This is a genomic window from Paraburkholderia guartelaensis (assembly GCF_004353905.1).
Classification (GTDB): domain Bacteria; phylum Pseudomonadota; class Gammaproteobacteria; order Burkholderiales; family Burkholderiaceae; genus Paraburkholderia; species Paraburkholderia guartelaensis.
Map to the genome: position 1 here is coordinate 182,928 of NZ_SMOD01000008.1, position 24,225 is coordinate 207,152.

The window sequence follows — 24,225 nt, forward strand, 5'->3', positions numbered from 1 at the left end:
CGAATTGAACAGGATGGCCAGGCGAAATTCGCTTAGCCCTTGTGATTCAACTGCGAGGCGGCGTCGCGCAACGCCGTACGCAAGCCTTCCTCCACCACCGGGTGATAGAACGGCATCGCCACCATGTCGTCCACGCTCAGTCCCATCTGTACGCTCCACGCAAGCAGATGCCCGATATGTTCCGCCGCCGGCCCGAACCATTCCGCACCCACGAAGCGCCGTGTCGCGCGATCCACGTACACGTGGCCCAGACCGTGGTTCTTGAGCATCACGCGGCTGCGGCCCTGGTCCTCGAAGCTCACGGCGCCCGTCACAAAGCTGCCTTCCACCAGTTCCCGATGTGACTTGCCGATCATGGCGATCTGCGGATCGGAAAACACGATTGCAAGCGGTGCACGGCGCGCAACGGGTTCGACTTCGGGAAAGCGAGCCGCATTGCGGCCCGCGGCCCGGCCCTCGTCGGCGGCTTCGTGCAGCAGCGGCAGCACATCGTTCGCGTCGCCCGCTACAAACACCGGTGCCGTGCCGACTTGCAGCGTAGCCGGGTCGAAGCGCGGCACGCCTTGCGCGTCAAGTTCGAGCGAGGTGTTCGCAAGCCCGAGGGTCGCCACGTTGGGGTCCCGGCCCGTTGCCGCCAATACGTAATCAAACGTTGCTTCGGACTGCGTGCCATCCGTACGGGCATAGCGCAGCGTCACGCCCGCATCGCTGCGCGTAGCCGATACGACACGTCCCTGCGTCTCGAACTGCATTTCTGCACCGAACACGCGGTGCGCTTCGCTGATCAGTCGCGGGTCCGTGAGCGGTCCCACGCTGCCATGCGAGCCGCCGTACAACGTGACCCGCACGCCGAGCCGCGCAAGCGCCTGGCCGAGTTCCAGACCGATCACGCCCGCACCGACCACCGCCACGCTGCGCGGCAAGTCTTCCCAGGCGAATACGTCGTCGTTCACGATCAGGCGGTCGCCGAGTCCGGCGAGCGACTCGGGTACCGTGGGCGTGGAGCCCGTAGCGATCACGACGCTCTTTGCGCGCACCTGCGTGTGCTCGCCAACCTGGAGCAGTCCGTCGTCGATGAAGCGGGCATGCCCGACGAGGCGGTCCGCTTCAGGCAGGGCGAGCGTGCTGTCCACGACGAAACCGACGAAGCGGTCCCGCTCGCTGCGCACACGCTCCATCACGGCCCGGCCGTCGATTTCCATGCCGAGCGGATTCACGCCGAAACGCGGCGCCATCGTCACCGCGTGCGCCGCCTCGGCCGCCGCGATCAGCAGCTTCGAGGGCATACAGCCCACGCGCGCGCACGTCGTGCCATAAGCGCCGCCTTCAATGATGATTGCGCTTGCACCTTCCGCCCTTGCGGCACGGTAAGCAGAAAGTCCGGCCGTGCCGGCGCCGATGATGGCGACATCCGTTCGCAGGGTTTGCATCGTGTTTCCTTGAGGGGTTCATGCATTCGTTTCCATAACCCAGTCTAGGAGGTCCACGCGCGAGGGTGAATGTCGGCGCTGCTCAAGTTCATGCCCGATCGTCTCACGGGCGGCGGGGCATGCGCCGCCGATCACTCGGGCATGTGCTGCGCGAGCCAGTCGATCAACACGCGCACCTTCGGCGGCAGAAAGCGATTGGGCGGATAGAGCATCCACACCGGACCGCTATACGCGCGCGGCTCCAGCGACCACTCGGGCAGCACACGCACGAGCAGGCCGTCGCGCAGCGCATCCGCCGCGGCGAATTCGGGCAGGCTCGCAATGCCCCAGTTTGCAAGCGCCGCATCGCGCCGCGCGCCCACGTCGTTGGCGATATAGCGGCCCTTCACCTCGACCGCATGCGTTTGCGCGCCGCGCCGGAAGGTCCAGCGGTTGTCGTCGGGCGTTTCGCCGAGATAGAGGCAGTCGTGGCCGGCGAGATCTTTCGGGTGTTTCGGCGTCCCGTGCGCGCGCAGATAGGCGGGCGACGCGCACGACATCCACTGCAGCGTGCCGAGCCGCCGCGCCGCGAGCCCCGGCGGCGGCGTGGGCGTTGGGCGGATCACGACATCGACGCTGTCGCGCACGGGATCGACGTCGCGGTCGGTGAACATGAGCTGCACTGCGACCTCCTCGTACGCATGCAGGAAACCGGAGATCAGCGGATGAATGACGCTTTGCGCAAACGAGATGGGCGCGCTGATGCTGACGCGGCCATGCGGGCGGTCGGTGAGGCGGCTCGCGGCTTGCGCGGCGCTCGTGGCGGCTTCGACCATGTCCGTGCAGTGGCGGTAGACCTCGGCGCCGGATTCCGTGAGCCGCAGGCTGCGCGTGGAGCGCTCCAGCAGACGCGTGCCGAGCGCGCGTTCGAGCCGCTGCATCTGGCGGCTCACGGTGGAAGGCGTGCTGCCGAGCTGGCGCGCCGCGACCGAGAAATTACCGGCGTCGACCACGCGGGCGAAGGTGGCCAGATCGGGCAGCAGGGGCAGGAGGTCGGCGGGATTCATGGCAGGCAGGGCGAAGTCATCTGTGCACCTGAAGCATAAATGATGTTCCGTTGAAGCGGATTATCGCTTCGAAAGCATTATCGGACAATGTGTCCATTCCAGGCTCATCCGCAGGCTCGTTCCCCATGAATGCTCTGACCCGTTCTTCCCGCACCGTCGATCTGCTGCTCGTGGCCGTCGCGCTCATCTGGGGCACGAGCTATGGCGTGGTGAAGGGCGCGCTGCTCGTCTATCCAGTGCTCGGTCTGCTCGCGCTGCGCTTTGGCATTACGTTCGTGCTGCTGTCACCCGCGTTGCGCGGTCTGCGTCAAGCGACGTGGCGCGAGCAGATCGGCGTGATCGGCGCGGGACTGCTGTTGCTCGGCATCTTTCTGGCCGAGACGTTTGGCGTGTCGCTCACGAACGCCTCGAACGCCGCGTTTCTCATCAGCCTGTGCGTGGTCCTCACGCCGCTCGTGGAGTGGGCGTGGCTCAAGCGCGCGCCGCGGCCGGTGGAATGGGCGGCGGCCGGCGTGTCCCTGCTTGGCGCGCTTCTCCTCACGGGCGGCCATGTGGCGGCAAGCCCCGGCGATCTGCTGGTCGTGCTGGCTGCACTGCTGCGCGCATTGACGACCTGCGCGGTCAAGCGCGTGATGAAGTCCGGCGCCGTGCCGCCGCTCACGGTGACGGCGGTCCAGTCCGCCGTCGTTTCGATTGGCTGCGCCGCGCTCGCGTTGACTGTTGCGCCCGAACAGTGGCAACCATTGCCGCACTGGCAGGGGCATGGCGTGTTCTGGGGCAGCGTGATCTATCTCGTGGCGGGTTGCACGCTGTTCGCCTTCTTCGTGCAGAACTATGCCGTGAGCCGCAGTAGCCCCACGCGCGTGGCGTTGCTCATGGGCAGCGAGCCGGTGTTCGGCGCGCTCTTTGCGTGTGTGTGGCTCGGCGAGCGGCTTACCTTGTCCGCGTGGATCGGCGGCATGCTGATCGTTGCCGCTTCGCTTTTCGCGCTCAAGCGGGAACCGCAGGTCGAAGTGCAGATAGAAGCGCAGGACACCGTGAAAGCGTAGGCCGCGCGCACATCCGCAAAGCTGATATGCAATTGCGAATTAACTGGTAGGGGATCGGGACGCAAGCTGTTCCAATGGGCATTTGGTCCTTCGATGCCGCAGGAGCGAGCCTTACGATGGCGAAAACGAACAAACCCATTTTGCTCAACGCGTTCAACATGAATTGCGTGGGGCATATCAATCACGGGCTGTGGACGCACCCGCGCGACCGCTCGACCGACTACCGCACGCTCGCGTACTGGACGAATCTCGCGCGCACGCTGGAGCGCGGGCTCTTCGACGGACTCTTTCTTGCCGATATCGTGGGTGTCTACGACGTCTATCAGCGCAACGTGGACGTGACGCTGCGCGAGTCGATCCAGTTGCCGGTGAACGACCCCACGCTCGTCGTGCCGGCCATGGCCGCAGTAACCGAGCATCTCGGCTTTGGCGTGACGGTGAACCTGACTTACGAGCAGCCTTATTTGCTGGCGCGGCGCTTTTCGACGCTCGATCACCTCACGCAGGGCCGCATCGGCTGGAACATCGTGACGGGCTATCTGGACAGCGCGGCGCGCGCCATGGGGCTCGAGCAGCAACTGCCACACGACGAGCGCTACGACCGGGCGGACGAATACCTGGAAGTCCTCTACAAACTATGGGAGGGCAGCTGGGAAGCGGACGCCGTGCGGCGCGACAAGGTCGCGCGTATTTTCGCAGATCCTGCGAAGCTGCACCGCGTGGAGCATGCGGGACGTTACTACCGTGTGGACGGTTATCACCTGGCGGAACCTTCGCCGCAGCGTACGCCGGTGCTGTTCCAGGCGGGCAATTCGGGACGCGGGCAGCGCTTTGCTGCGCGTCACGCCGAATGCGTGTTCATTTCGCCGCCTGGCCGCTCCGCAGCGCGCGAGACGGTGCGCGCGCTGCGCGAACAACTGGTGCAAGCGGGGCGCCGGCCCGACGATGTGAAGGTGTTCGTTGGCGCGGCGGTGGTGGCGGGCGCGACCGAGCGCGAAGCACGCGAGAAGTATGCCGACTACCGCCAGTATGCGAGCCGGGAGGCTGGGTTGGCGCATTTCGCGTCGAGTACGGGCATCGATTACGCGCAATACGATCTCGACGCGCCCGTGGATTACGCGCCGGGCAACGCGATCGAATCTGCCACGCGCACGGCGAAGCAACATGGCTGGACGCGGCGCAAGCTGCTCGAGATGTTCGAGCTGGGTGGCCGCTATCCGGCGATTGTTGGCAGCGCTTCGCAAGTGGCGGATGAGCTACAGGCGTGGATCGACGAGGCGGATGTGGATGGGTTCAACTTGAGCCGCACAGTTGTGCCCGAGAGCTATGAGGATTTCGTGGATCTCATCGTGCCGGAGTTGCAGACGCGTGGGCGCTATAAGACGGCGTATGCGCCTGGGACGTTGCGGGAGAAGTTGTTTGGTGGTGAGGCTGTTTTGCCTGAGCGGCATGCTGGGGCGGGGTATCGGTGGGCGGGTGAAGTGGTTTGAGTGTGGGTGGCTTTTTTGTTGGGATTGCCCTGGGGCTTTGGCCTTTTCTTGCTTTCGCGTCGGTATGCCAGCGTTGCCCCTGTGCGGGGCGGCACCTACTTTCTTTGCGGCGGCAAAGAAAGTAGGCAAAGAAAGCCGCTCAAACCGCCAGCGCCTGCCACCGTTCACATCTCGCCGTAGATGGTGAATGGCTCCGGAGCGTCTGTCACCACTCGCCCACAAACGGAGTGACAAGGCGCTCATACCTCCGGCGGCGCTCCGCGCGCCGAAGGGCACAACAAACACCAGCGGAGCACATGGGTTCTCGCAAATGCTCATGCGTGCCACCCGGTTTCCCATGCAGACCCAACCGCAGCGTGCGTAGCGAGCAGCGGGATGAATGACTGCCTTGTCACTAGCTTTGGTGGTGCGAGGTGACAGACGCTCCGGAGCCATTCACGAAGAATGGCGCGAGGTGAACGGTGGCAGGCATTAGCGGTTTGAGCGGCTTTCTTTGCCTACTTTCTTTGCCGTGCGCCCCGAAGGAAGTCCCCTTGGGGGACAAAGAAAGTAGGTGCCGCCCCGCACAGGGGCAACCCAGGCATACCGACGCGAAAACAAGGAAACGCCAAAGCGCCAGGAAGCCGAGCACAAAAATCCTCCCGGCGCCCAGCCGCAACCCCACCCCTCACTGTTGCGGAGCACCCTGCCAGGCAGGCAACGTAGCCCCGTGATACACGGCAATAATCTCGGAAGCCACATTCGGCTGCTGATAGCTCTCCACAAGCGCACGCACCCAACCCGCGTTAGCGTCCTTCTCATTCACAGCAATGAAGTTGCGATAAGGATTGCCAGTCACCTTCTCCTGAGCAATCCGCTCCTGCGGAATCTTGATCCCGGACTTCACCGCCCAGTCCGTATTGACAACAGCCGCATCCAGATCGCCAATCGCGCGCCCGACAATACCTGAATCGAGTTCCTTGATATGGATATTCTTCGGGTTCTTCGCGATGTCGCGTGCGGTCGGCAGCAGGCCGACGTTCTCGCGCAACGTGATGAGCCCCTGTGCCTGGAGCAGCAGCAGCGAGCGGCCTTCGTTGCTCGGATCGTTCGGCACGCCAATGGTCGCACCCTGCGGGAGGTCCGCCACTGACTTCACCTTGCGCGAATACAGCCCGATAGGCTGCACGTAGGTAAAGCCCACCGGCACGATCTTGTAGCCACGCGCCTTGATCTGCGCGTCGAGATACGGCTTGTGCTGGAACGAGTTGGCGTCGAGGTCGTGGCTCGAAAGCGCTTCGTTGGGCTGCGTGTATTCGGAGAACGTGGTCACCTTGATCGTCAGGCCTCGCTTCGCGGCGTTGGCGGCGACCACGCGCCACACGTCCTCGTCTTCGCCCGACATGATGCCCACGCGCAATGTCTGGTCCGCCGCGTGTGCGAGCGTCGCGCCCCCGAAACTCGCGCCCAACGCGAGCGAAGCCAGCATCGCGCCCAGCAATGTTCTTTTCTTCATAGGATCCGTTATTCGAAGAGTTGTGGATACGACGATGCTAGAGAGTGCACTGCAAGTGGACAACCAATTTTGGAAGCATTGCTTAGCTATATTCGTCGTTTTGCGGCATGCAACGGCGTGGCTAGGATGCAGCGATTCCATCCATCACGCGAGCTCCGTTCCATGTCCACTCTCGCCGTTCCCGCTTCCGAAGTCATTCAAGCCGCCGGGCAAGCGCAAAACCCGCAACATGCCGTGATCCGCTCCGCTCAGGACGTCTCCCGCATCATCAACGCCGGGGCCGCGCAGGGCAGCAACGCGCGCATCGTGATCGCCATCGCATTGGGCGGCGTGTTTCTCGATGCCTACGATCTCACCTCGCTCGCCTACGGCATAAAGGACATCGCGCGCGAATTCTCGCTTTCGCCCGTGCAGGTCGGCTTCGTTTCGGCGGCCATTACGTTCGGCGCGATTCTCGGCGCCCTGTTCGGTGGCTATCTCACGGACCGCATCGGGCGCTACCGCGTATTCATGGCCGACATGCTGTTCTTCGTCGTTGCCGCGATCGCGGCCGGGCTCGCACCCAACGCCTGGGTGCTGGGCGGTGCGCGCTTTCTCATGGGTTTCGGCGTGGGGCTTGATTTGCCGGTCGCCATGGCGTTTCTCGCCGAGTTCTCGCGCGTGGCGGGCAAGGGCAACAAGGCGGCCAGCGTGGCGGCGTGGTGCCCCGCGTGGTACGCGGCCACCAGCACCTGCTATCTGCTCATTCTCGGCCTCTATGCGATCCTGCCCGAGCATCAGCTCGGCTGGCTCTGGCGCATCACGCTCGCGTTCGGCGCGGTGCCGGCGCTCGTCATCATCGCCGTGCGCAGCCGTTATATCAGCGAGTCGCCCGTATGGGCCGCGAATCAGGGCGATCTGGAAGGCGCGGCGCGCATTCTCAAGCGCTCGTATGGCGTGGATGCAGTGGTCGAGCGCAGTGAGGCGCCCGCGCGAGCGCCGCGTGCCGCTTCATGGCGCAACTACGGCGTGCTTTTCAACGCCACTTATCGCCGCCGCACGATCCTTGCCGCAACGATCGGCGCGGCATCTTCTTTCGGTTACAACGCGATCATTTTCGGCTTGCCCGTGATCATCGCGAGCTTTCTCCAGCAGGGTCCGCTCACGACCATCGTTTCTGCGCTCACGCTGAACCTGTTGTTCGCTTTCGTTGGCGGGTTGATTGGCGTGCGTACCGCGCCCACCGTCGGCGCGTGGAAAATGACCGTGCTCGGTCACACGCTGCAGTTCGTCTCGCTCATCGGTCTTGCGCTGATCGGCCATCCGGGCAGCGGCTTTTTCGTCGTGCTCGCCATTCTGCTGCTGGGCGGCTATCTGTTCGGGCAGGGGTTCGGCCCCGGTTCGCATAGCATGACCTATGCGTCGCTCAGTTATCCAACTTCTCTGCGCGGCATTGGCGTGGGCTTCAATCAGACGCTCGTGCGCTCCGCTTCCACGGTGTCGCTATTCCTGTTTCCCGTGCTCGCCGCGGCGCTCGGAACGAAGGTCTTCTGGGTGATCGCCGTCGCGCCGCTCACTTCGCTACTCATGTTGCTCGCGATCCGGTGGGAGCCCTCGGGTTACGACATCGATAGCGAAGATTACGCGGATGAGCCTGACGCCGTGGTTCAACGCAGTTCGGTATAGCCCTGACGAGCGGCGGCGTTGGCGAACGCCTCGATCTCGGCGTACGCCTCGCTCGTGAGCCTGGCGAACCCGCGCAGCCGCAGCTTGCGTGCGCGCTCGGGGTCGGCTGCGAGCGCGGCGTCGAGCGCATCACGCAGCGCTTGCGCCTGACTCTCGCCGAGCGCGCGTGAGGCGATCAGCGGAAGGCCGGGTGCGGACGCTGTCATGCCGATGGTTTGCACACCGTCGAACCGTTCGGGGTGGGAATCGTGCAGCAGTGCGAACGTAACGCAGTCGATGGCGCCCACGTCGGCCGCGCCGCTCGCCAGCGCGTGTAAGGTGGCCGCGTGCGAGCCTGTCCAGTGCACCGAGGCGAGGAAGCGCCCGTCGCGTGCGAGCGGCGCGATTGCGTGGCGAAACGCGTTCATGCCGCTATGCGAATCCGCGCCGTTGCATGCGGCGCGCAGACCGCGGCACGCTTCCAGCGTTTTCGCGCCACGCTCCCACGCCTGTGCTGAAACGGCAAGCACGCTTCGATAGCGCGGGCCTTCGCAACCGGGGGCGTCGAATATCGGGGTCGCAAGCAGCTGAACTTCGTTGGCGAGGTCGAGCATCCGGTACGGAAACCCGCAGGTCTGCGAGAGCAGCAAATCCGTGCGGCGCCAGTGGGGCATGAGTTCTCCATCCGGCGCGTTCACGATCGCGATGTCGCCCATGTCGAACGAGCGCCCAAGTACGACCAGGCAGTCGCTCAGCAGCGAACGCCACGCCGCCGCATGTTGCGGCGTCACGTTGTACATCGGCAGGGAGGCGATCCAGCGGGTCATCGGCGCATTCTACGCCGCGCAGTCATGGCGCGTCGCGCGGCGCAGTGAAATAAGCAAATGGCAATTCGTTGTTTGGTAAAGCGCTGTGCGTTCGGTATGGTGAGGACCTGCGTTGCTTTGCTCTCCGTATGGAGTGGCATCATCCTTCATTGCGGGAGCTGGCGAACATGGCCGAATACTTCGACGCAGACCACGCGCGGGAAGTCGCCGCGCTCGCCACAGGATTCACCGCGCGCACGGAATGGCCCACATGGCTGCTGATCGCGGTGATCTACGGCGGCTGGTTTGCGGTGCTCGCGTTCGTGCGCTCAGGTGTGGTCACGCTCGTGGCCGCCACGCCTTGCCTCATCGTGCTGTGCGCATGGCATATGTCGCTCCAGCACGAATTGCTGCATGGACATCCCACCCGGTTCGCATTGTTGAACATGGCGCTGGGCTGGGCGCCGCTTGCCGTGTGGTTCCCCTATGCGGTGTACCGCAAGAGCCATATGGCGCATCATCGCGACGAAGCGTTGACTGTGCCTGGCATCGACCCCGAAACGAACTACGTGCAGCACGAGCAATGGGCTCGCCTGCCGCGCTGGCATCGCGTGCTATGGCACGCACGCAAGAGCTTCGTGGGCCGTGTGGTGATCGGGCCGCCCATGAGCGTGGCCGCCATGCTCGCCGGCGCGGCGAAAGCGCTGCGTAGCGGCGACTGGCGAGACGTGCCGATGTGGCTCGCACACTTCGCAGCTGTCGTGTTGCTGCTCGCGTGGGTGCAGCGTTACGCGGGCGTGCCGTGGTGGTGGTATCTCGCCGCCGTCACCTGGCCCGCGCTCGGGCTTGCGATGGTCCGCTCGCTGTACGAGCATCGCGCGGCGTCGCATCCCAAGGCGCGCATCGCCATCAACGAGGCCGGACTCGTGATGCGCTTTCTGTATCTGAACAACAACTACCATCTCGTGCACCACGATCTGCCGCGCTTGCCGTGGTTTCAACTGCCGCGCGCCTATCGCATGCGGCGCGATGACTATCGGCACAAATGCGGCGGCTTCGTGATCGAAGGCTACGCCGCGCTCCTCAGGCGTTACGCGTGGCGCGCGACGGATGCTCCCGCACATCCGTTCGGCGACAACACCGCGCAGTGACATTCACTCCCGGAACCGCTTGAAAAAGCGGCGGATGTCGGCGGCGAGAAGATCAGGCTCTTCCATGGCGGCGAAATGGTCGCCGCGCGGCATGTCGGTCCATTGCGCGACATCGAACACGCGCTCGAGCCACGACCGTGGCGGGTGATTGATCTCCTTGGGAAAGCGCGCGAAGGCGACGGGCGGCGTCACGCGTTGTCCCGCCGCGAAGCGAAACGGCTGGAGACGGTTTTCCCAGTACATCTGCATCGACGTGCCGATGCTGCCCGTGAACCAGTACAGCGAAAGGTCCGTGAGCAAGGCGTCCTTCGAGAACCGACGCTCGATGTCACCGTCGCAGTCGCTCCATGCGCGAAACTTCTCGCCGATCCAGGCGGCCAGTCCCGCGGGCGAGTCGTTGAGCGAGGCTGCCGCCGTTTGCGGCTTCGTGCTGTGCATATGCGCGTATCCGCCCTCCATCGCTGCCCAGTCGGCCTTTTCGCGCAGATAGTCCTGTTCCGCCGGGGTGAGCGGGGCTTGCGCGGTGTCGATTGCGGGTTCGTACGAGCTGGGCAGGAAGTTCAGGTGGATGCCCTCGACGGCCGGGCTGTGCCGCGCGGCGAGCGCGATGGACACGCCCGCGCCGAGGTCGCCGCCCTGCGCGCCGAAGCGCTCGTAGCCGAGACCGCGCATGAGCGCGGCCCACAGGTCTGCGATCTGGAACGCGGAGGTGCCGGGCGCCGCCGGCGCGGGCGAAAAGGCAAAGCCCGGCAGTGACGGGACGACGACATCGAACGCATCGGCCGGGTCCGCGCCGAATGCGGCGGGATCGCAGAGCCGGTCGAGTAGTGCCTCGAATTCGATGAACGACCCCGGCCAGCCGTGCGTGACCACGAGCGGGTAGGGCTTCGGGCCTGTGCCGCGCCGATGCACGAAGTGAACGCGCTGGCCACCTGCGCCACCTGCACCGCCGACTTCGGCCATGAACTGCGGCAACTGGTTCAGCGCGCGTTCGGTGGCGCGCCAGTCATATTCGTCTGCCCAATACGCGACCAGCTCGCGCAACCACGCACTATCGGCCCCTTGTTGCCACGCCGGCGAGGGCGTAGCGTTGGCCCAGCGCGTGGCGCGCAAACGCCGGCGCAGGTCGTCGAGTGCATCTTCCGGAACGCGAATTTCGAATCGATCGATATGCATGGTGGTTCATCCGCACGCTGGCAGGCCGAGGAACTGACGATTATGAGCGAATTCGCCGCCGCGCATCGGCCGCCCCAAGGGACCCTTCGAATTCCATCGATCGCTTACCAGATGTTTATCGAGGCATCGATTTAATTTATCGGCGTTTGGCCAGCGCGGCGGGGCGGTGCGCCGCCTCATCCGGGCGAGGCGGCGCGGCGCAAACCCCACGGCGTCCATGGTTGCCGGTATTTTCAGCCGTCGGCTGCCGCACCCGCTTATTGGCGCCAGCGGTATTATTTGCGCAATCTAGGTAATAGCCCTGGCTACTAGCGCAGTGGGGCCAATTCGTACCGTAGCGCCACGATTCGAATCAGCAGCAGAGGTCCCAATGATCATCGACATTCACGGCCACTACACCACGGCGCCCGCGGCGCTGGAGGCGTGGCGCAAACGCCAGATAGCGGGCATCGCCCAACCGTCCGAGATGCCGAAGGCATCGGAGCTGAAGATCAGCGACGACGAATTGCGCGAATCGATCGAACTCAATCAGCTCAAGCTGATGCGCGAGCGCGGACTCGATCTCACGATTTTCAGCCCGCGCGCGAGTTTCATGGCCCATCACATCGGCGACTTCCAGGTGTCGAGCACCTGGGCGGCGATCTGCAATGAGCTGTGCCACCGCGTGAGCGAGCTTTTTCCCGAGCACTTTGTGCCGGCCGCGATGCTGCCGCAAAGCCCGGGCGTCGATCCCGCCACGTGCATTCCGGAACTCATCAAGTGTGTGGAGCAGTATGGCAATGTGGCGGTCAACCTGAATCCCGATCCCTCGGGCGGCCACTGGACGAGCCCGCCGCTTTCCGATCGCCACTGGTACCCGATTTACGAGAAGCTCGTCGAATACGACATTCCCGCGATGATCCACGTGAGCACGAGCTGCAACGCGTGCTTCCACACCACGGGCGCGCACTACCTGAACGCGGATACGACTGCATTCATGCAGTGCCTGACGTCGGACCTGTTCCGCGATTTCCCCACGCTGCGCTTCGTGATTCCGCACGGCGGCGGCGCGGTGCCTTACCACTGGGGGCGCTTCCGGGGTCTCGCGCAGGAACTGAAGAAGCCGCCGCTCAGCGAGCATTTGCTGAATAACGTGTTCTTCGACACCTGCGTGTATCACCAGCCCGGCATTGACCTGCTCACGCGCGTGATTCCCGTGGACAACATTCTGTTCGCGAGCGAGATGATCGGCGCGGTGCGCGGCATCGACCCCGAAACGGGCCACAACTACGACGACACGAAGCGCTATATCGAAGCCGCGCATGTCGATGCCGCGGATCGCTACAAGATCTACGAAGGCAACGCGCGCCGCGTGTATCCGCGCCTCGACGTGCGTCTTAAGGAAAAGGGCTTGTGAGCGCGCACGTCGCGGCTCGCAATCTGTGCAACACCAGCGAAGTGCACCATCAGGCGGTTTCGCTCACTCTCGACTGAAACGGAAGTCAATGACAAAGGACGATGTGAAAAGCAGCGCCGCGCTGGCGGGGGTCGGGTCGATGGCGACGCGCCTCCTGCTGGCGGGTCTCGCCGAGCAATACGAGCGCGAAACGGGGCAGCGGCTGACTGTTGCCGCGATTGGCGGAGTGGAAGCCGCGCGGCGCGTGCAGGCGGGCGCGGCGTTCGATTTCGCCGTGCTGGCCTCGGCTGCGATCGACCGCCTGGCGGCGGGCGGCCACCTTATCGGCGCGCGCACGGACGTCGTGCGCTCCGGCATGGCGGCGGCCGTCGCCGCTGGTGTGGCGCACCCGGATATCGGCACCGAAAGCGCATTGCGGGAGACGATGCTGCGCGCGGCGCGCATTGGCTATTCGACGGGGCCGAGCGGCGACCATCTGCTGGGGCTGCTCGAACGCTGGGGCGTGGCCGAAACGCTCAGGCCGCGCCTCGTGTTGGCGCAGCCGGGCGTGCCGGTGGCGAGCCTGATCGCGGCCGGTGAGGTCGAGATCGGCTTTCAGCAATTGAGCGAGCTAAAGGATGTGCCGGGCGTGGACGTGATCGGGCCGCTGCCCGCCGGCGCGCAACTCGTCACGGTCTTTTCCGCGGCGATCTGTGCGGTGTCGCAGCAGCGTCAGGCGGCGGCGGACTTCCTTGCGTTCCTCGGTTCGGAACGCGCCGAGGCGACCAAGCGGGCGTTCGGCATGGAGCCGGCAGGCGGCGGGGAGCACAGGCTGTAGCACGGCAGCAGAGCAGTCGTTAGGCGGCAATAAGCGAAATAGAAGGAGCAATAAGGCGATTAGATCGGACATCTCATGTCGCACGGTCTACGCATCCAAATTATTTAGGTTTACTAATCAGAAAAAACAGAATCGGAGGCGTGAAAAGTGAATCAGAAGAACACCAATACGGACAACCCCAGGAGGCAAGCATGAGAACCCTGCATACCCGGCGGCTTTTCACGAGCGTGCGCGCTCGTGCCGCCTCGCTGCTCTCGCTGTTCGCCCTCTTCGCGGCGGCCACGCTCGTGGCCGCGTGCGGCAGTGGCGGTAGTGGCAGCAGTAGCGCCGATGCGTCGAAAGCGCCGCTCGCAGTCGTGGCGCCCGTGGTGGATTGCTCGAAGCTGGCGTCGGTCGATATCACCGATATCGGCGGTTCGGGCAGCGCGATTACTTCCGCTAGCGTGACCACGGCGACCATCAACGGTGCTTCGGTCAACTTCTGTACCGTGAAGGGCACGCTCGCGCCTTCGAATACGTTCGAAGTGGCGCTGCCGGTGAGCACGTGGACGCAGCGCTTTGCGGCGCTGGGCTGCGGGGGGCTGTGCGGCAACGTGAGCGACCCGACCCAGCAGTCGTCGTTCAGCTTCAGCTACACGTGCCCGCTCGTGCAGGAAGGCGGCTTCGTGACGGCGGCGACCGACATGGGCCACTCGGGCAACGACACGACGTGGACCACGGACCCGCAAAAACAGGCCGATTTCGCCTATCGCGGGCAGCACATCACGACGCTCACGGCGGAAAAGCTCATCAAGGCCTACTACGGGCAGGCGCAGAAGTACGCGTACTTCATTGGCTGCTCGGACGGCGGCCGCGAAGCGCTGATGGCCGCGCAACGCTATCCCAACGACTATAACGGCATCGTCGCGGGCGCGCCGGCCGCGCACTTCCAGATTCAGAACTCGCTGTATCACGGCTGGAGCGTGGAGTCGCAAAGCACGACCGGCGACAGCACCGGCAACGCCGTTCTGTACGCCGACAAGGCGCTCGTGCTGCACAAGGCCGTCGTTGCGGCATGCGGCGGCCAGGCGGGCGTGCCCGATGGTCTGCTCGCCGATCCGCGCACCTGCAATTTCGATCCCGCATCGATCCAGTGTGCTCAAGGCGCGACGAACACGAGCAACTGTTTGACCGCAGCCGAAGTCGCCACCGCGAGCAAGATCTATGGCGGACCGGTGGACGCGACTACGGGCGAGCGCATGCTGGCGGGCTCCCCGCAGATGGGCTCGGAGGAGAACTGGGTCGGCGTGGAAGTGCCCACGACGAATTCGACGGCCACGCCGGTTTCGGTGAAGAGCCTGTTCAGCTACATGATCGTGACGGGAGCCTACAACCTGATCTTCACGGGCTCGCCCACGATGCCGACCATCGACACCTTCGGCTACACGGACGCGAGCTTCTACCCGACCTACCTGCAGGCCAACCATCCGCTGATGGACGCCACGAACCCCGACCTTTCGGCGTTCAAGAAGGCGGGCGGCAAGCTGATCCTGTGGCACGGCTGGGCCGATCAACACATTTCGCCGCTCTTCACGATCCAGTACTACGAAGCGATGCAGAACACGATGGGCGCGACGAACGTGAGCGATTTCGCGCGCCTGTACCTCGTGCCCGGCGTGGCTCATTGCGGCGGCGGCGAAGGCTTCCCGAACATCGACCTCGTCTCGCAGATCACGGCGTGGGCCGAGCAGGGCACGGCGCCGAACGCGGTCATGACGTATCAGACCGATTCGTCGAACAACGTGACGGCCAGCCGTCCGGTTTATCCGTACCCGGCCGTCGCGCAGTTCACGGGCACCGGCGACTGGCACCTCGGCGCGAACTGGACGCAGGGCGCACCGCTGTACAACCAGCCCACGCATACCTGGGCAGGGTCGAGCTTCTATACGACGTACACGCCGACTACGCAGGGTGTTGCCGCGCCTTAACGGGCAAACTTCAGGCAAACTCGCGTGATTCACTGTTGAACCGGCCAGCCCTTCGGGGCTGGTTTCGTTTGCATCGCGATAACTGAATCGCATGGCGAATGCGCGCCGATGGCAGCGGCTCGAACCGCGCCGCCACCTCGAAACGCGGCGCCAATGAGAGCGCCGCCTGGCGATGTAGCGGCAACTGAATTCCGCACGATCGTCCAGCGCGTTTGCGAATCCTTTCGGAGAGCATCGATTTTGTTTATCACGGTGGATTCGATTCCAGCCCCGGGCCACGACAGGCAAAGCGCGGGCTGATTGCGCCCGGCCTTTACGCAGCGCGGCTTCCGGGGCGGTATCGAGGGTGCGGGCGGCCCGAAATCGCCCATGCGGACGGGCACGGACGTATCCAATATGTGGTTAACCCGCACTTTCAGGCGAGGGGCTGGCCACCTATCGTGCCCCCGACGGATAGCAGTTCGTAGAAATTCGACTCGGGCACGAGCGAGCGGCAGACCACAGAACGGACAGGAGACTACAGATGTCTGGCAGCAAAACAATCGATATCAAGGCGTTCATCGACGAACGCCACATTTCGGCCTACCAGTGGCTACTGGTGGCGCTGTGCTTCCTCGCAGTGACCGCCGACGGCATGGACGTGGCCATCATGGGCTTCGTCGCGCCCTCCATCATTCACGAGTGGGGCATTTCGCGTCCCGAGTTCGGTCTCGTCATGAGCGCGGCGCCCATCGGCCTCGTGATCGGCGCGCTGGCCGCCGGCCCGGCTTCTGACCGCGTTGGCCGCAAGTGGGTGCTGATCACCTCTGTGTTTCTCTTCGGCGTGTTCACGATCCTCACGGCGTTCACGCAGTCGCCGGTGTCGATGGCGGTGCTGCGCGTGCTGACCGGTATCGGTCTTGGCGCGGCCATGCCGAACTCCACGACGCTGCTCTCGGAGTACTCGCCGCAACGCCGCCGCGCGCTGCTCATCACGATCATGTTCACGGGCTTCAACCTCGGCTCCGCGTTGATCGGCTTCGCGGCTGGCTGGCTTGTGCCGAATCACGGCTGGCGCGCGGTGCTGATCTTTGGCGGCGCCATTCCGCTCGCACTCGTGCCGCTGCAGGCCTGGCTGCTGCCGGAATCGGCGCGTCTGCTCGCCGTGCGCGGCGCCACGAGCAAGCGCATTGCCGCGACGCTGAACCGCGTGACCGGCGCGAACTTCGCGGGCGACGAGACCTTCGTTTCGACGGAACCTCCGCTGCCCACGCGCAAGCCGATCGGCGTGCTGTTCTCGGAAGGCTACGGCGTGATGACCATCGCGCTGTGGGTCACGTATTTCATGGGCCTGCTCGTCATCTATCTGCTGACCGGCTGGCTGCCCACGCTGATCAAGGATGCCGGCCTCTCCATCACGGTGGCGGCGAACGTCACGGCCATGTTCCAGATCGGCGGCACGATCGGCGCCGTGCTGGTGGGCTGGATCATGGACAAGGTGCGTCCGGCGCGCGTGATCAGCGCCGCGTATGTCGGCGGCGGCATCTGTGTGCTGGCGCTGGCCGGTGTGGGGGCACTTTCCTCGTCGCTCGCGCTGCTGGTGTTCGCTGCGGGCTTCTGCATGAGCGGTGCGCAAACGGGCCTGAACGCCTACGCGCCGGGCCGTTATCCGACGGTTGCGCGTGCAACGGGTGTGAGCTGGATGTTGGGCATGGGCCGCTTCGGCAGCATTTTCGGCTCGGCCATCGGCGGCGCGCTGCTGGGTCTTGGCTGGGAATTCGCTGCGATTCTCGCGATGCTCGCCGTACCGGCTGTGCTCGCGGCGATCGCGATCCTGGTTTCGCAGCGTGCGCGTCATTCGGAACCGGCTACGCAGGTGAGCGCGGCACACTGAGTCTGATTTAGCAACAGCGCTGGACTGATCGGCGCGGCGGTGCGAATTGCACTGCCGCGCCGTTTTTTTTGTTTGGTGTGAGAGCGGAGGCATCGCCTCCGCTTTAGTGCCGTTCGGCTAGTTAAATCCTGAACGCCCCCACCGTTTCGATCACGGTCTGCGCATTCCTGCCCAGCGTAGTGGCCGAAATCGAAAAATGATTCACGAGAGCGCTGTCTTGTTGCGTAAGCGCTTCGATATGATCCAGAGCCTGCTTGATCTCGGCAATGCCGGCGCTTTGCTCGCCGCTCGCGGTATTGATTTCGTCGATTAGCACGTTCACGTCGCGCACTGCCTGAACCGCCTGCTGCATCTTTTCCCGGGCCGTTTCAGTGAGTTGGCAGCCTTCCTGAACCTTCTGCGTCGAGTCGACGATCAAACCCGCGATTTCCTTCGCGGCCATCGCCGCGCGGCCAGCGAGATTGCGCACCTCGCTCGCCACCACCGCGAAACCCCGTCCGTGCTCGCCCGCGCGCGCCGCTTCCACGGCCGCGTTGAGCGCGAGAATATTGGTCTGGAAGGAAATCCCTTCGATCACCTGAATGATCTCGCCAATCTTGCGGGAAGCCTCGGTAATGCCCTGCATCGTCACCGTCATGGCTTCCACGGCACGGCCGCTGTCTTCGGTGATGGCGCGCGCCTGGCCCGCGCTGGTGGCCGCCTGGCGCGCCGCATCGGCGGTTTGCCGCACGTTGGCCGCAATATGCTGCATCGAGGCCGCCGACTGCTCGAGGCTCGCCGCCTGCGATTCGGCTCGCGCCGAGAGCGTCTGGCTGCCTTCGGACACGGTCGCTGTGGCCGCGCTCATTCTCGCCATCTGGTCGCGTGCGTCGCCGACGATCGCGCGCATGTTAAGGCTGACCTGATTGACCGATTGTTCGAGCTTGCCGACTACGCCGGTGGGCTTCCATGTGTTCTCGACCTTCTGCGTGAGGTCGCCCATGGCGAGCCTCGTGGCCGCGCCCAGCAGACGGCGCAGCGGATAGATGAACATGAAGCGCATGCGGTATTCGGCCAGCACGCCGAACGCCACGCAGGCGGCGAGGCCGATCGCCGTGCGAACGGGCGTGATCGACGCAGCGCCGCCATCGATCAGAACGCCCGTGACCATGCCGGCCGCCGCGAGACCGCTCGTGAGCAGATAGGTCTGCGTCTTCATGGTGGGATGCACGAAGCGCGAAAGCCGTCCCACCATGTCCTTGCGAACGATTGCGCCAGCCTGCAGATGGTGCGCTTGCCGGCCGGCTCTTTGCTCTGCGAGCAAAGTCGCATACAGCGCCTCGGCTGCCCGAACCTGATCGCGCGACGCTGCGGTGTGGACGGCCCGGTACGCAACGACATGCTGCCCTATGGGCGTGACGCCAATCTGCACCCAGCAATGCCGCCCGTGGCTGAAGCGGTTCTTCAGCACGCCGACCCATGGCTCGCGCTTTTTCAGCGTGGCCCACATGTCGCGGTATACCTCGGCGGGCATGTCGGGGTGGCGCACGACGTTATGGGGCTGCCCGATCAGCGCTTCGCGGGAAAGGCCGCTGGCTTCGATGAATGCGTCGTTGCAGTAGGTGATCACGCCGCGCGTGTCGGTCGTGGAAACGAGCAGCTTTCCGGCTGGGAGCGCGGCTTCTCCATGATGGATCTGTCTGGTCGATGATTCGGTGTGCACTCGTGGTCTCCGTTGTTCTTGATCGGGTTGTCCCGCTGTCCGATGCTTATCGGCCTGCGTTTTCGATCATGAATGGGGCGCTTCGAGGCTGAAAACCGTCGCCGCGGCGCAGCAGGGCGATAAATGAAGCGAGGCGCTGCGGCCTGTACCGTCACGCCGTAGCTCAAACGCCCGCGGCATAAGGCTGACAGCCAGGATGACGAAGCGTCTGAGGCGTTTGAGTGGATGTTTGCATGAGCAACGCCCGATAACTTCTTCGCAAGTCTCCCAAAGCAGATTCGATACGACCGTTCGAAATGCGTCCGGCAAAGTCGGGGAGCGCCGCCCGGACGCGCACCAAGCGGCGCAACGCATACAATTGAGCCGGACACACTCAGAGTTGAACGGCGATGCGCATTCTTGTGATCGAAGACGAGCCGAAGACCGGCGCCTATCTGAAGAAGGGCTTCGAGGAATCCGGCTATGCGGTGGATGTCGCGGCGGACGGCGCGGAAGGCCTGATTCTCGCGAAAGAGGCCGCGTACGACGTGATCGTGCTCGACGTCATGCTGCCCGAAATGGACGGCTGGACGGTGCTCAAGACGCTACGCGCCACGCACACCACGCCGGTGCTGTTCCTCACCGCACGCGACGACATCAGCGACCGCGTGAAGGGCCTCGAGCTGGGCGCGGACGACTACCTCGTCAAGCCGTTCGCTTTCGTCGAACTGCTCGCGCGCGTGCGCACGTTGGCTCGCCGCGGCCCCCCGCGCGAGAGCGACGTGCTGCTGCTGGGCGACCTCGAAGTGGACGTCACGCGCCGGCGCGTGAAACGCGGCGCCACGCGCATCGATCTCACGCCGAAGGAGTTCTCGCTGCTGCAACTGCTCGTGCGCCGCCAGGGCGAAGTGCTCACGCGCACGCAAATCGCCTCCTACGTGTGGGACATGAATTTCGACAGCGACACCAACGTCGTGGAAGTGGCCATCCGCCGCCTGCGCGCGAAGGTGGACGACGCCTTCGACGTCAAGCTGATCCACACGGTGCGCGGCGTGGGCTACGTCGCCGAAATCAAAGGGAACGCCTGATGGCGCGCATGGCGGTGCGCTCGCTCGCCACCGGCCTCGCGCTGAGTTTCGCGGGCACTACGCTCGCGGTATTCGCGCTCGTGGGCAGCACGCTTTATTTCACGCTGGACCGCGAGGTGAAGCAGCAGGACGACCTCGATATCGTGCTGATTTCGCGCCACACGCGCCGCCTCGCACAGGAACTGCACAACGAGCATGACGTGCGCGAGCATGCGGAGCGCCTCACGAGCCAGGTGCTCGGCAATCCCGCGCTTTCCATGGAAATACTCGGCACCGGCGGCGCGCAACTGGTCGAGCACAACACGGCGGGCATTGCGGACGCGACGTTTCCCGATGCGGCGCTCGCACGGCGCCTCCCGCCGACGCAACGCATTACCGAAGGCGATGTGGTGGAGTGGCGCAATGCGCGCGGCGTACCCGTGCGCGGACTCGCCACGGACGCCGCGCTGGCGGACGGCACGCCCGTCACCATCGTCATCGCGCGCGACATGACCGACCGCTGGCGGCTGCTCGACCACTATCGCGAGCGGCTCTACGGCTTCGGACTGGCGGGCATGCTGCTCGCGTTCCTCATGAGCTGGTTGCTCGTGCGCGAGTCGCTGCGCCCGCTGCGCGAGATGGCGGCGCGCGCGGCCACGGTCACGGTCGACCGGCTCGATACCCCCATTGAAGTCGAACGCGCGCCGAGCGAGCTTGATACGCTCACGAAGTCGCTCAACGCCATGCTTGACCGTTTGCACGGCGGCTTCGAGCGGATGTCGCAATACACCGCGGATCTCGCGCACGACATGCGCACGCCGCTCGGCAACCTGCGCGGCGCGAACGAAGTGGCGCTCGCGCGCGAGCGCACCACGGCCGAATACGAGGCGTTACTCGAATCGAATCTGGAGGAATGCGAACGGCTTTCTCGCATGATCGAAAGCGTGATCTTCCTCGCGCGCGCGGAGCATCCGCAGTTCATGACGACGCTCGCGGAGTTCGACGTGCACGATGCGCTCACGCAGATCGCCGACTACTTCGAAGGACTTGCCGACGAGGCGGGCGTGCAAATCCGCGTGCAGGGCGAGGGCCGCCTGCGCGCGGACAAGGAGTTGTTCAGGCGCGCCGTAGGCAACCTGCTCGCCAATGCGCTGCGCTATACGCCGCGCGGCGCGGAGATCACGCTGAGCGTCGAACAGACGCCACAGGCCGTCGAGGTCACGGTGGCTAATCCGGGCACGCCCATCGATGCGGCGCTGCTGGAGCGCATTTTCGACCGTTTCTATCGCGCGGATGCGTCGCGCCACCGCGAGCCGCGCGCGGGTGCTTCGGCGGGTCTGGGGCTCGCGATCGTGCGCACGATCATGACGCTGCACGGCGGCTCGGCACGCGCCGAAAGCGATGCGACGAGCACGCGGTTCATCCTGACGTTCGCCCGCCCTTAGCGCTCAAGTCGCTCAGCGCCGCGCGGTCCCAGCCGCCGCCGAGCGCCTGGAGCAGATGCACGCTCGCATCGAGCCTTCTTCCTGCGATCTGCTCCTCGTTGCGTTCGTTCGAGAGCGCGATGGTCTGCGCCGTCACGACATCGAGATAGTTCACCGCGCCCGCCTGGTAGCGGTTGGTGGTGAGCTTGAGCGAGAGTTGCGCGGCGGCGGTAGCGCGCTGCTGGCTCTGCGCTTCGCTCGCCAGCGTGTCGAGCGCACTCAGGTTGTCTTCGACTTGCTGGAACGCCGTCAGCACGGTTTGCCGGTAGCCGGCCACCGCCGCGTCATATTGTGCGTTCGCGCCTTTTAAGGTGGCGTCGCGCCGGCCGCCATCGAAGAGCGTGCCCGCCAGTTGCGAGCCGAGCGACCAGAAGAGGCTCGGCGCGCTAAGCCACGGCGCGAAGAACGTGCTTTCGAGGCCCGCCGTCGCGGAGAGCGTGAGGTCGGGATAAAAGGCCGCGTGTGCCTCGCCGATTCTTGCATTGGCCGCCGCCACGCGCCGCTCGGCCGCCGCGATGTCGGGGCGCCGTTCGAGCAGCGCGGAGGGCACGCCTGCGGGAATCGACGGCACGACGGCGGGATCGACACGCGCCGGCAGACTGAACGTCGAAGCGGGCACGCCGATCAGCGTGGCAATGGCGTGCTCAAGTTGCGCGCGCTGTACGTCGATGTCGCTGTCCGCCGTGCGCGCGCTTTCGAGCTGCGTTTGTGCCTGCGCGACGGCGGAGGCGTCGATCGCGCCGTCGGCGAGCTGCTGCTGCACGATGCGCAGCGCGGCCGTGTAGGCGGTCACGGTGTCGTCGAGCAGCTTCTTCTGGCGATCGAGCGAGCGCAAATCGAAGTAGTCCGTCGCCAGCTGGCTCGCAACCGATAGGCGCACCGATTCGAGGTCGGCTTGCGTGGCCTGGGCGTTCGCGTGCGCTTCGGTGGTCGCATCTTTCACGCGCCCGAAGAGGTCGGGTTCCCAGCTTGCCGTGAGGCCCGTCGAATAATCGGGAATCGTCTTGCCTGCGAGCGAATGATCCACGAGATTCTGCGAGGTCCGGTAACGCTGCGCCGCCACGCCAGCCGTGACGGTCGGCGCATAGCCCGCGCGCTGATAATCGATCATTGCGCGCGCGGCTTCGAGATTGGCGACGGCCTGGCGCACGCTCTGGTTCGACACGTCCACGCGGGCTTCGAGCTGGTCGAGGTCGTTGTCGCCGAAGAGCGTCCACCATGGGCCGCGCGATTGGGCATCGGCGGGCGCGGCGACGGTCCAGCCGGGCGCCGCTGCGGGTTGCGTTGTTTGTGTCGCGAAGTGCGCAGGCACGTCCGTCGAGGGCACGCTGTAATGGGGCAACGTGGTGCATGCCGCGAGCGATGCCGCCGTGCAGGCGACGACGATCCGGCGCAGCGCAGGGAGAGGGCGTTCGAACATGATGAGCCTCGCTTACGCTTTCGCTTGCGCAGCCGTCGAGGCTGCCGCCACGCGCACGCTCTGGCCGCCCGCGATGGCGTCGCCGGGATTGTTGATGACGCGATCGGTCGGCGTGAGTCCGGTCGCGATTTCCACGTAGGTGCCGAAGTCGCGGCCGATGCTCACCTTGCGCAATTGCACCGTGTTCTTCGCATCCACCACCGCAACTGTCACGCCATCCGGCCGGAACAGCAGCGCGCTCACGGGCAGTTCGAGCGCCGGCGCGGCCGCCGTGAGCGCGAGGTGCACCTGCGCGTAGGCGCCGGGCATCAGTGCGCCGTCGCGGTTGTCGACATCGACTTCCACGCGCAGCGTACGGCTCACGGGATCGATCACGTTCGAACTGCGCGCCACGCTGGCTTCGAAGCGGCGGCCCGGATATTGCTGCGTCGTCAACCAGACAGCCGTGCCTGGCGTCACGAGGCTCGCGTCGTCCTGAGGCACGTCTACGTACACGCGCAGCCGGTCGGTCTGCGAGATATGGAACAGCTCGCCTGGCATCGTGGCGAGGCCGGGCGTGCCGCCTGCCGTGACGAGCGCGCCGACCTGCACGTTGCGCGCCGTAATGACGCCATCGAAAGGTGCCGTCACGTTCTGGTAGGAAACCAGCTCCTGCAGCCGCGCCACGTTGGCCTGCGCCGCCTGGAGCGTGGCCAGTTTCGCAGCGGCGTCGCTCGTTTTCGCCTGGGCGTCCTGCTCGGAGACCGATTGCGTCTGCAGCATCGTTTGCCAGCGCTGCGCCGTGCTGCTGGCGAAGCGATAGTTGGCCTGTGCGGTGGCTTCGTCGGCGCGCGCCTGCTGGAGTTGCGCGTCGAGTTCGGGCGTGTCGATCTGCGCGAGCGTCTGGCCTGCCTTCACGTGCGCGCCGATATCCGTGTACCAGTGCTGCACGTATCCGCTCGTGCGCGCATAGATAGAGGCGTCGGCCCAGGACATGACCGAGCCGGGCAGCAACAGGTCCTGCGTGGCGGGTGCGCGCGTGGGCGTGAGAGTGGAGACGATCAATTCGCGTTGCGCCGCGACCTGCTGGGCTTGCGCCGTGCGCGCCTGGAGGCGCGGCACGATGCCCGCTGTGAGGAGCGTCGCGGCGATAGCGAGGCAGGTAAGGCCGATGACTATAGCCGAGCGACCTCGCGTTGCGGTTCGCGGCGCGGCATCGCGTTCTTCGGGCGGTGTCTGCGATTTCATTCTGGA

The 24,225-nt window shown here is 65.1% G+C and carries 18 protein-coding genes; 10 read left to right on the forward strand and 8 right to left on the reverse strand.

What is annotated here, in order from left to right; all coding sequences use genetic code 11:
* Positions 1 to 32 precede the first annotated feature (32 nt).
* Together E1N52_RS12935 and E1N52_RS12940 are read right to left on the reverse strand one after the other, a co-directional pair.
* Positions 33 to 1,430: a dihydrolipoyl dehydrogenase gene (locus E1N52_RS12935; protein ID WP_133183177.1), complete on the reverse strand. Its 1,398-nt coding sequence runs from the start codon at positions 1,428 to 1,430 to the stop codon at positions 33 to 35.
* 131 nt (positions 1,431 to 1,561) lie between these two features.
* On the reverse strand, positions 1,562 to 2,476 hold the full coding sequence (locus E1N52_RS12940) for a LysR family transcriptional regulator (RefSeq protein ID WP_133183178.1): 915 nt from the start codon (positions 2,474 to 2,476) through the stop codon (positions 1,562 to 1,564).
* A 125-nt stretch (positions 2,477 to 2,601) separates the two neighbouring features.
* On the opposite strand from E1N52_RS12940, the gene E1N52_RS12945 reads away from it, so the two are divergent.
* A complete protein-coding gene (locus E1N52_RS12945) occupies positions 2,602 to 3,525 on the forward strand; it encodes a DMT family transporter (protein ID WP_133183179.1) in 924 nt (307 codons plus the stop codon).
* Between the two features lie 116 nt (positions 3,526 to 3,641).
* Entirely contained in the window at positions 3,642 to 5,015 is a 1,374-nt protein-coding gene (locus E1N52_RS12950; protein WP_133183180.1) for an LLM class flavin-dependent oxidoreductase, read from the forward strand.
* Between the two features lie 667 nt (positions 5,016 to 5,682).
* On the opposite strand, the gene E1N52_RS12955 is transcribed toward E1N52_RS12950, so the two are convergent.
* Positions 5,683 to 6,483 carry a MetQ/NlpA family lipoprotein gene (locus E1N52_RS12955; protein WP_246089052.1) on the reverse strand — a complete coding sequence of 267 codons (801 nt, stop codon included), beginning with the start codon at positions 6,481 to 6,483 and terminating at the stop codon, positions 5,683 to 5,685.
* 189 nt (positions 6,484 to 6,672) lie between these two features.
* On the opposite strand from E1N52_RS12955, the gene E1N52_RS12960 reads away from it, so the two are divergent.
* Positions 6,673 to 8,175 (forward strand): MFS transporter, encoded by a 1,503-nt coding sequence (locus E1N52_RS12960; protein ID WP_133183182.1) that lies wholly within the window; start codon positions 6,673 to 6,675, stop codon positions 8,173 to 8,175.
* Here E1N52_RS12960 and E1N52_RS12965 read toward each other — a convergent pair.
* Positions 8,157 to 8,981 carry a phosphate/phosphite/phosphonate ABC transporter substrate-binding protein gene (locus E1N52_RS12965; RefSeq protein ID WP_133183183.1) on the reverse strand — a complete coding sequence of 275 codons (825 nt, stop codon included), beginning with the start codon at positions 8,979 to 8,981 and terminating at the stop codon, positions 8,157 to 8,159. The genes E1N52_RS12960 and E1N52_RS12965 overlap by 19 nt on opposite strands.
* Before the next feature lie 128 nt (positions 8,982 to 9,109).
* Here E1N52_RS12965 and E1N52_RS12970 point away from each other — a divergent pair, with 128 nt between their 5' ends.
* On the forward strand, positions 9,110 to 10,111 hold the full coding sequence (locus E1N52_RS12970) for a fatty acid desaturase (protein WP_425468048.1): 1,002 nt from the start codon (positions 9,110 to 9,112) through the stop codon (positions 10,109 to 10,111).
* Positions 10,112 to 10,114: 3 nt separating this feature from the next.
* Here the strand turns inward: E1N52_RS12970 and E1N52_RS12975 are convergent, their stop codons facing one another.
* Positions 10,115 to 11,287, reverse strand: a complete 1,173-nt coding sequence (locus E1N52_RS12975; protein WP_133183185.1) for an epoxide hydrolase family protein — start codon at positions 11,285 to 11,287, stop codon at positions 10,115 to 10,117.
* Positions 11,288 to 11,657: 370 nt separating this feature from the next.
* Between E1N52_RS12975 and E1N52_RS12980 the strand changes: the two genes are divergently transcribed.
* The 4 genes from E1N52_RS12980 to E1N52_RS12995 all read left to right on the forward strand — a co-directional run bounded on the left by E1N52_RS12980 (position 11,658) and on the right by E1N52_RS12995 (position 17,340).
* Positions 11,658 to 12,683, forward strand: a complete 1,026-nt coding sequence (locus E1N52_RS12980; protein ID WP_133183186.1) for an amidohydrolase family protein — start codon at positions 11,658 to 11,660, stop codon at positions 12,681 to 12,683.
* Positions 12,684 to 12,771: 88 nt separating this feature from the next.
* The gene (locus E1N52_RS12985) at positions 12,772 to 13,500 is read left to right on the forward strand and encodes a substrate-binding domain-containing protein (protein WP_133183187.1); all 729 of its coding nucleotides are present in this window, start codon (positions 12,772 to 12,774) and stop codon (positions 13,498 to 13,500) included.
* Positions 13,501 to 13,691: 191 nt separating this feature from the next.
* On the forward strand, positions 13,692 to 15,467 hold the full coding sequence (locus E1N52_RS12990) for a tannase/feruloyl esterase family alpha/beta hydrolase (RefSeq protein ID WP_133183188.1): 1,776 nt from the start codon (positions 13,692 to 13,694) through the stop codon (positions 15,465 to 15,467).
* Between the two features lie 523 nt (positions 15,468 to 15,990).
* Entirely contained in the window at positions 15,991 to 17,340 is a 1,350-nt protein-coding gene (locus E1N52_RS12995) for an MFS transporter (RefSeq protein ID WP_133183189.1), read from the forward strand.
* Between the two features lie 121 nt (positions 17,341 to 17,461).
* Here E1N52_RS12995 and E1N52_RS13000 read toward each other — a convergent pair whose 3' ends face one another.
* Positions 17,462 to 19,042, reverse strand: coding sequence for a methyl-accepting chemotaxis protein (locus E1N52_RS13000; protein WP_133183190.1), 1,581 nt, complete (start codon positions 19,040 to 19,042; stop codon positions 17,462 to 17,464).
* 389 nt (positions 19,043 to 19,431) lie between these two features.
* On the opposite strand from E1N52_RS13000, the gene E1N52_RS13005 reads away from it, so the two are divergent.
* Together E1N52_RS13005 and E1N52_RS13010 are read left to right on the forward strand one after the other, a co-directional pair.
* Positions 19,432 to 20,109 (forward strand): heavy metal response regulator transcription factor, encoded by a 678-nt coding sequence (locus E1N52_RS13005; protein ID WP_133183191.1) that lies wholly within the window; start codon positions 19,432 to 19,434, stop codon positions 20,107 to 20,109.
* A gap of 8 nt (positions 20,110 to 20,117) precedes the next feature.
* Positions 20,118 to 21,533, forward strand: a complete 1,416-nt coding sequence (locus E1N52_RS13010) for a heavy metal sensor histidine kinase (protein ID WP_133183254.1) — start codon at positions 20,118 to 20,120, stop codon at positions 21,531 to 21,533.
* On the opposite strand, the gene E1N52_RS13015 is transcribed toward E1N52_RS13010, so the two are convergent.
* Positions 21,508 to 22,992 carry an efflux transporter outer membrane subunit gene (locus E1N52_RS13015; RefSeq protein WP_133183192.1) on the reverse strand — a complete coding sequence of 495 codons (1,485 nt, stop codon included), beginning with the start codon at positions 22,990 to 22,992 and terminating at the stop codon, positions 21,508 to 21,510. The two genes, E1N52_RS13010 and E1N52_RS13015, sit on opposite strands and share 26 nt — an antisense overlap.
* A gap of 12 nt (positions 22,993 to 23,004) precedes the next feature.
* Positions 23,005 to 24,219, reverse strand: coding sequence for an efflux RND transporter periplasmic adaptor subunit (locus E1N52_RS13020; RefSeq protein WP_133183193.1), 1,215 nt, complete (start codon positions 24,217 to 24,219; stop codon positions 23,005 to 23,007).
* Positions 24,220 to 24,225: the final 6 nt, after the last annotated feature.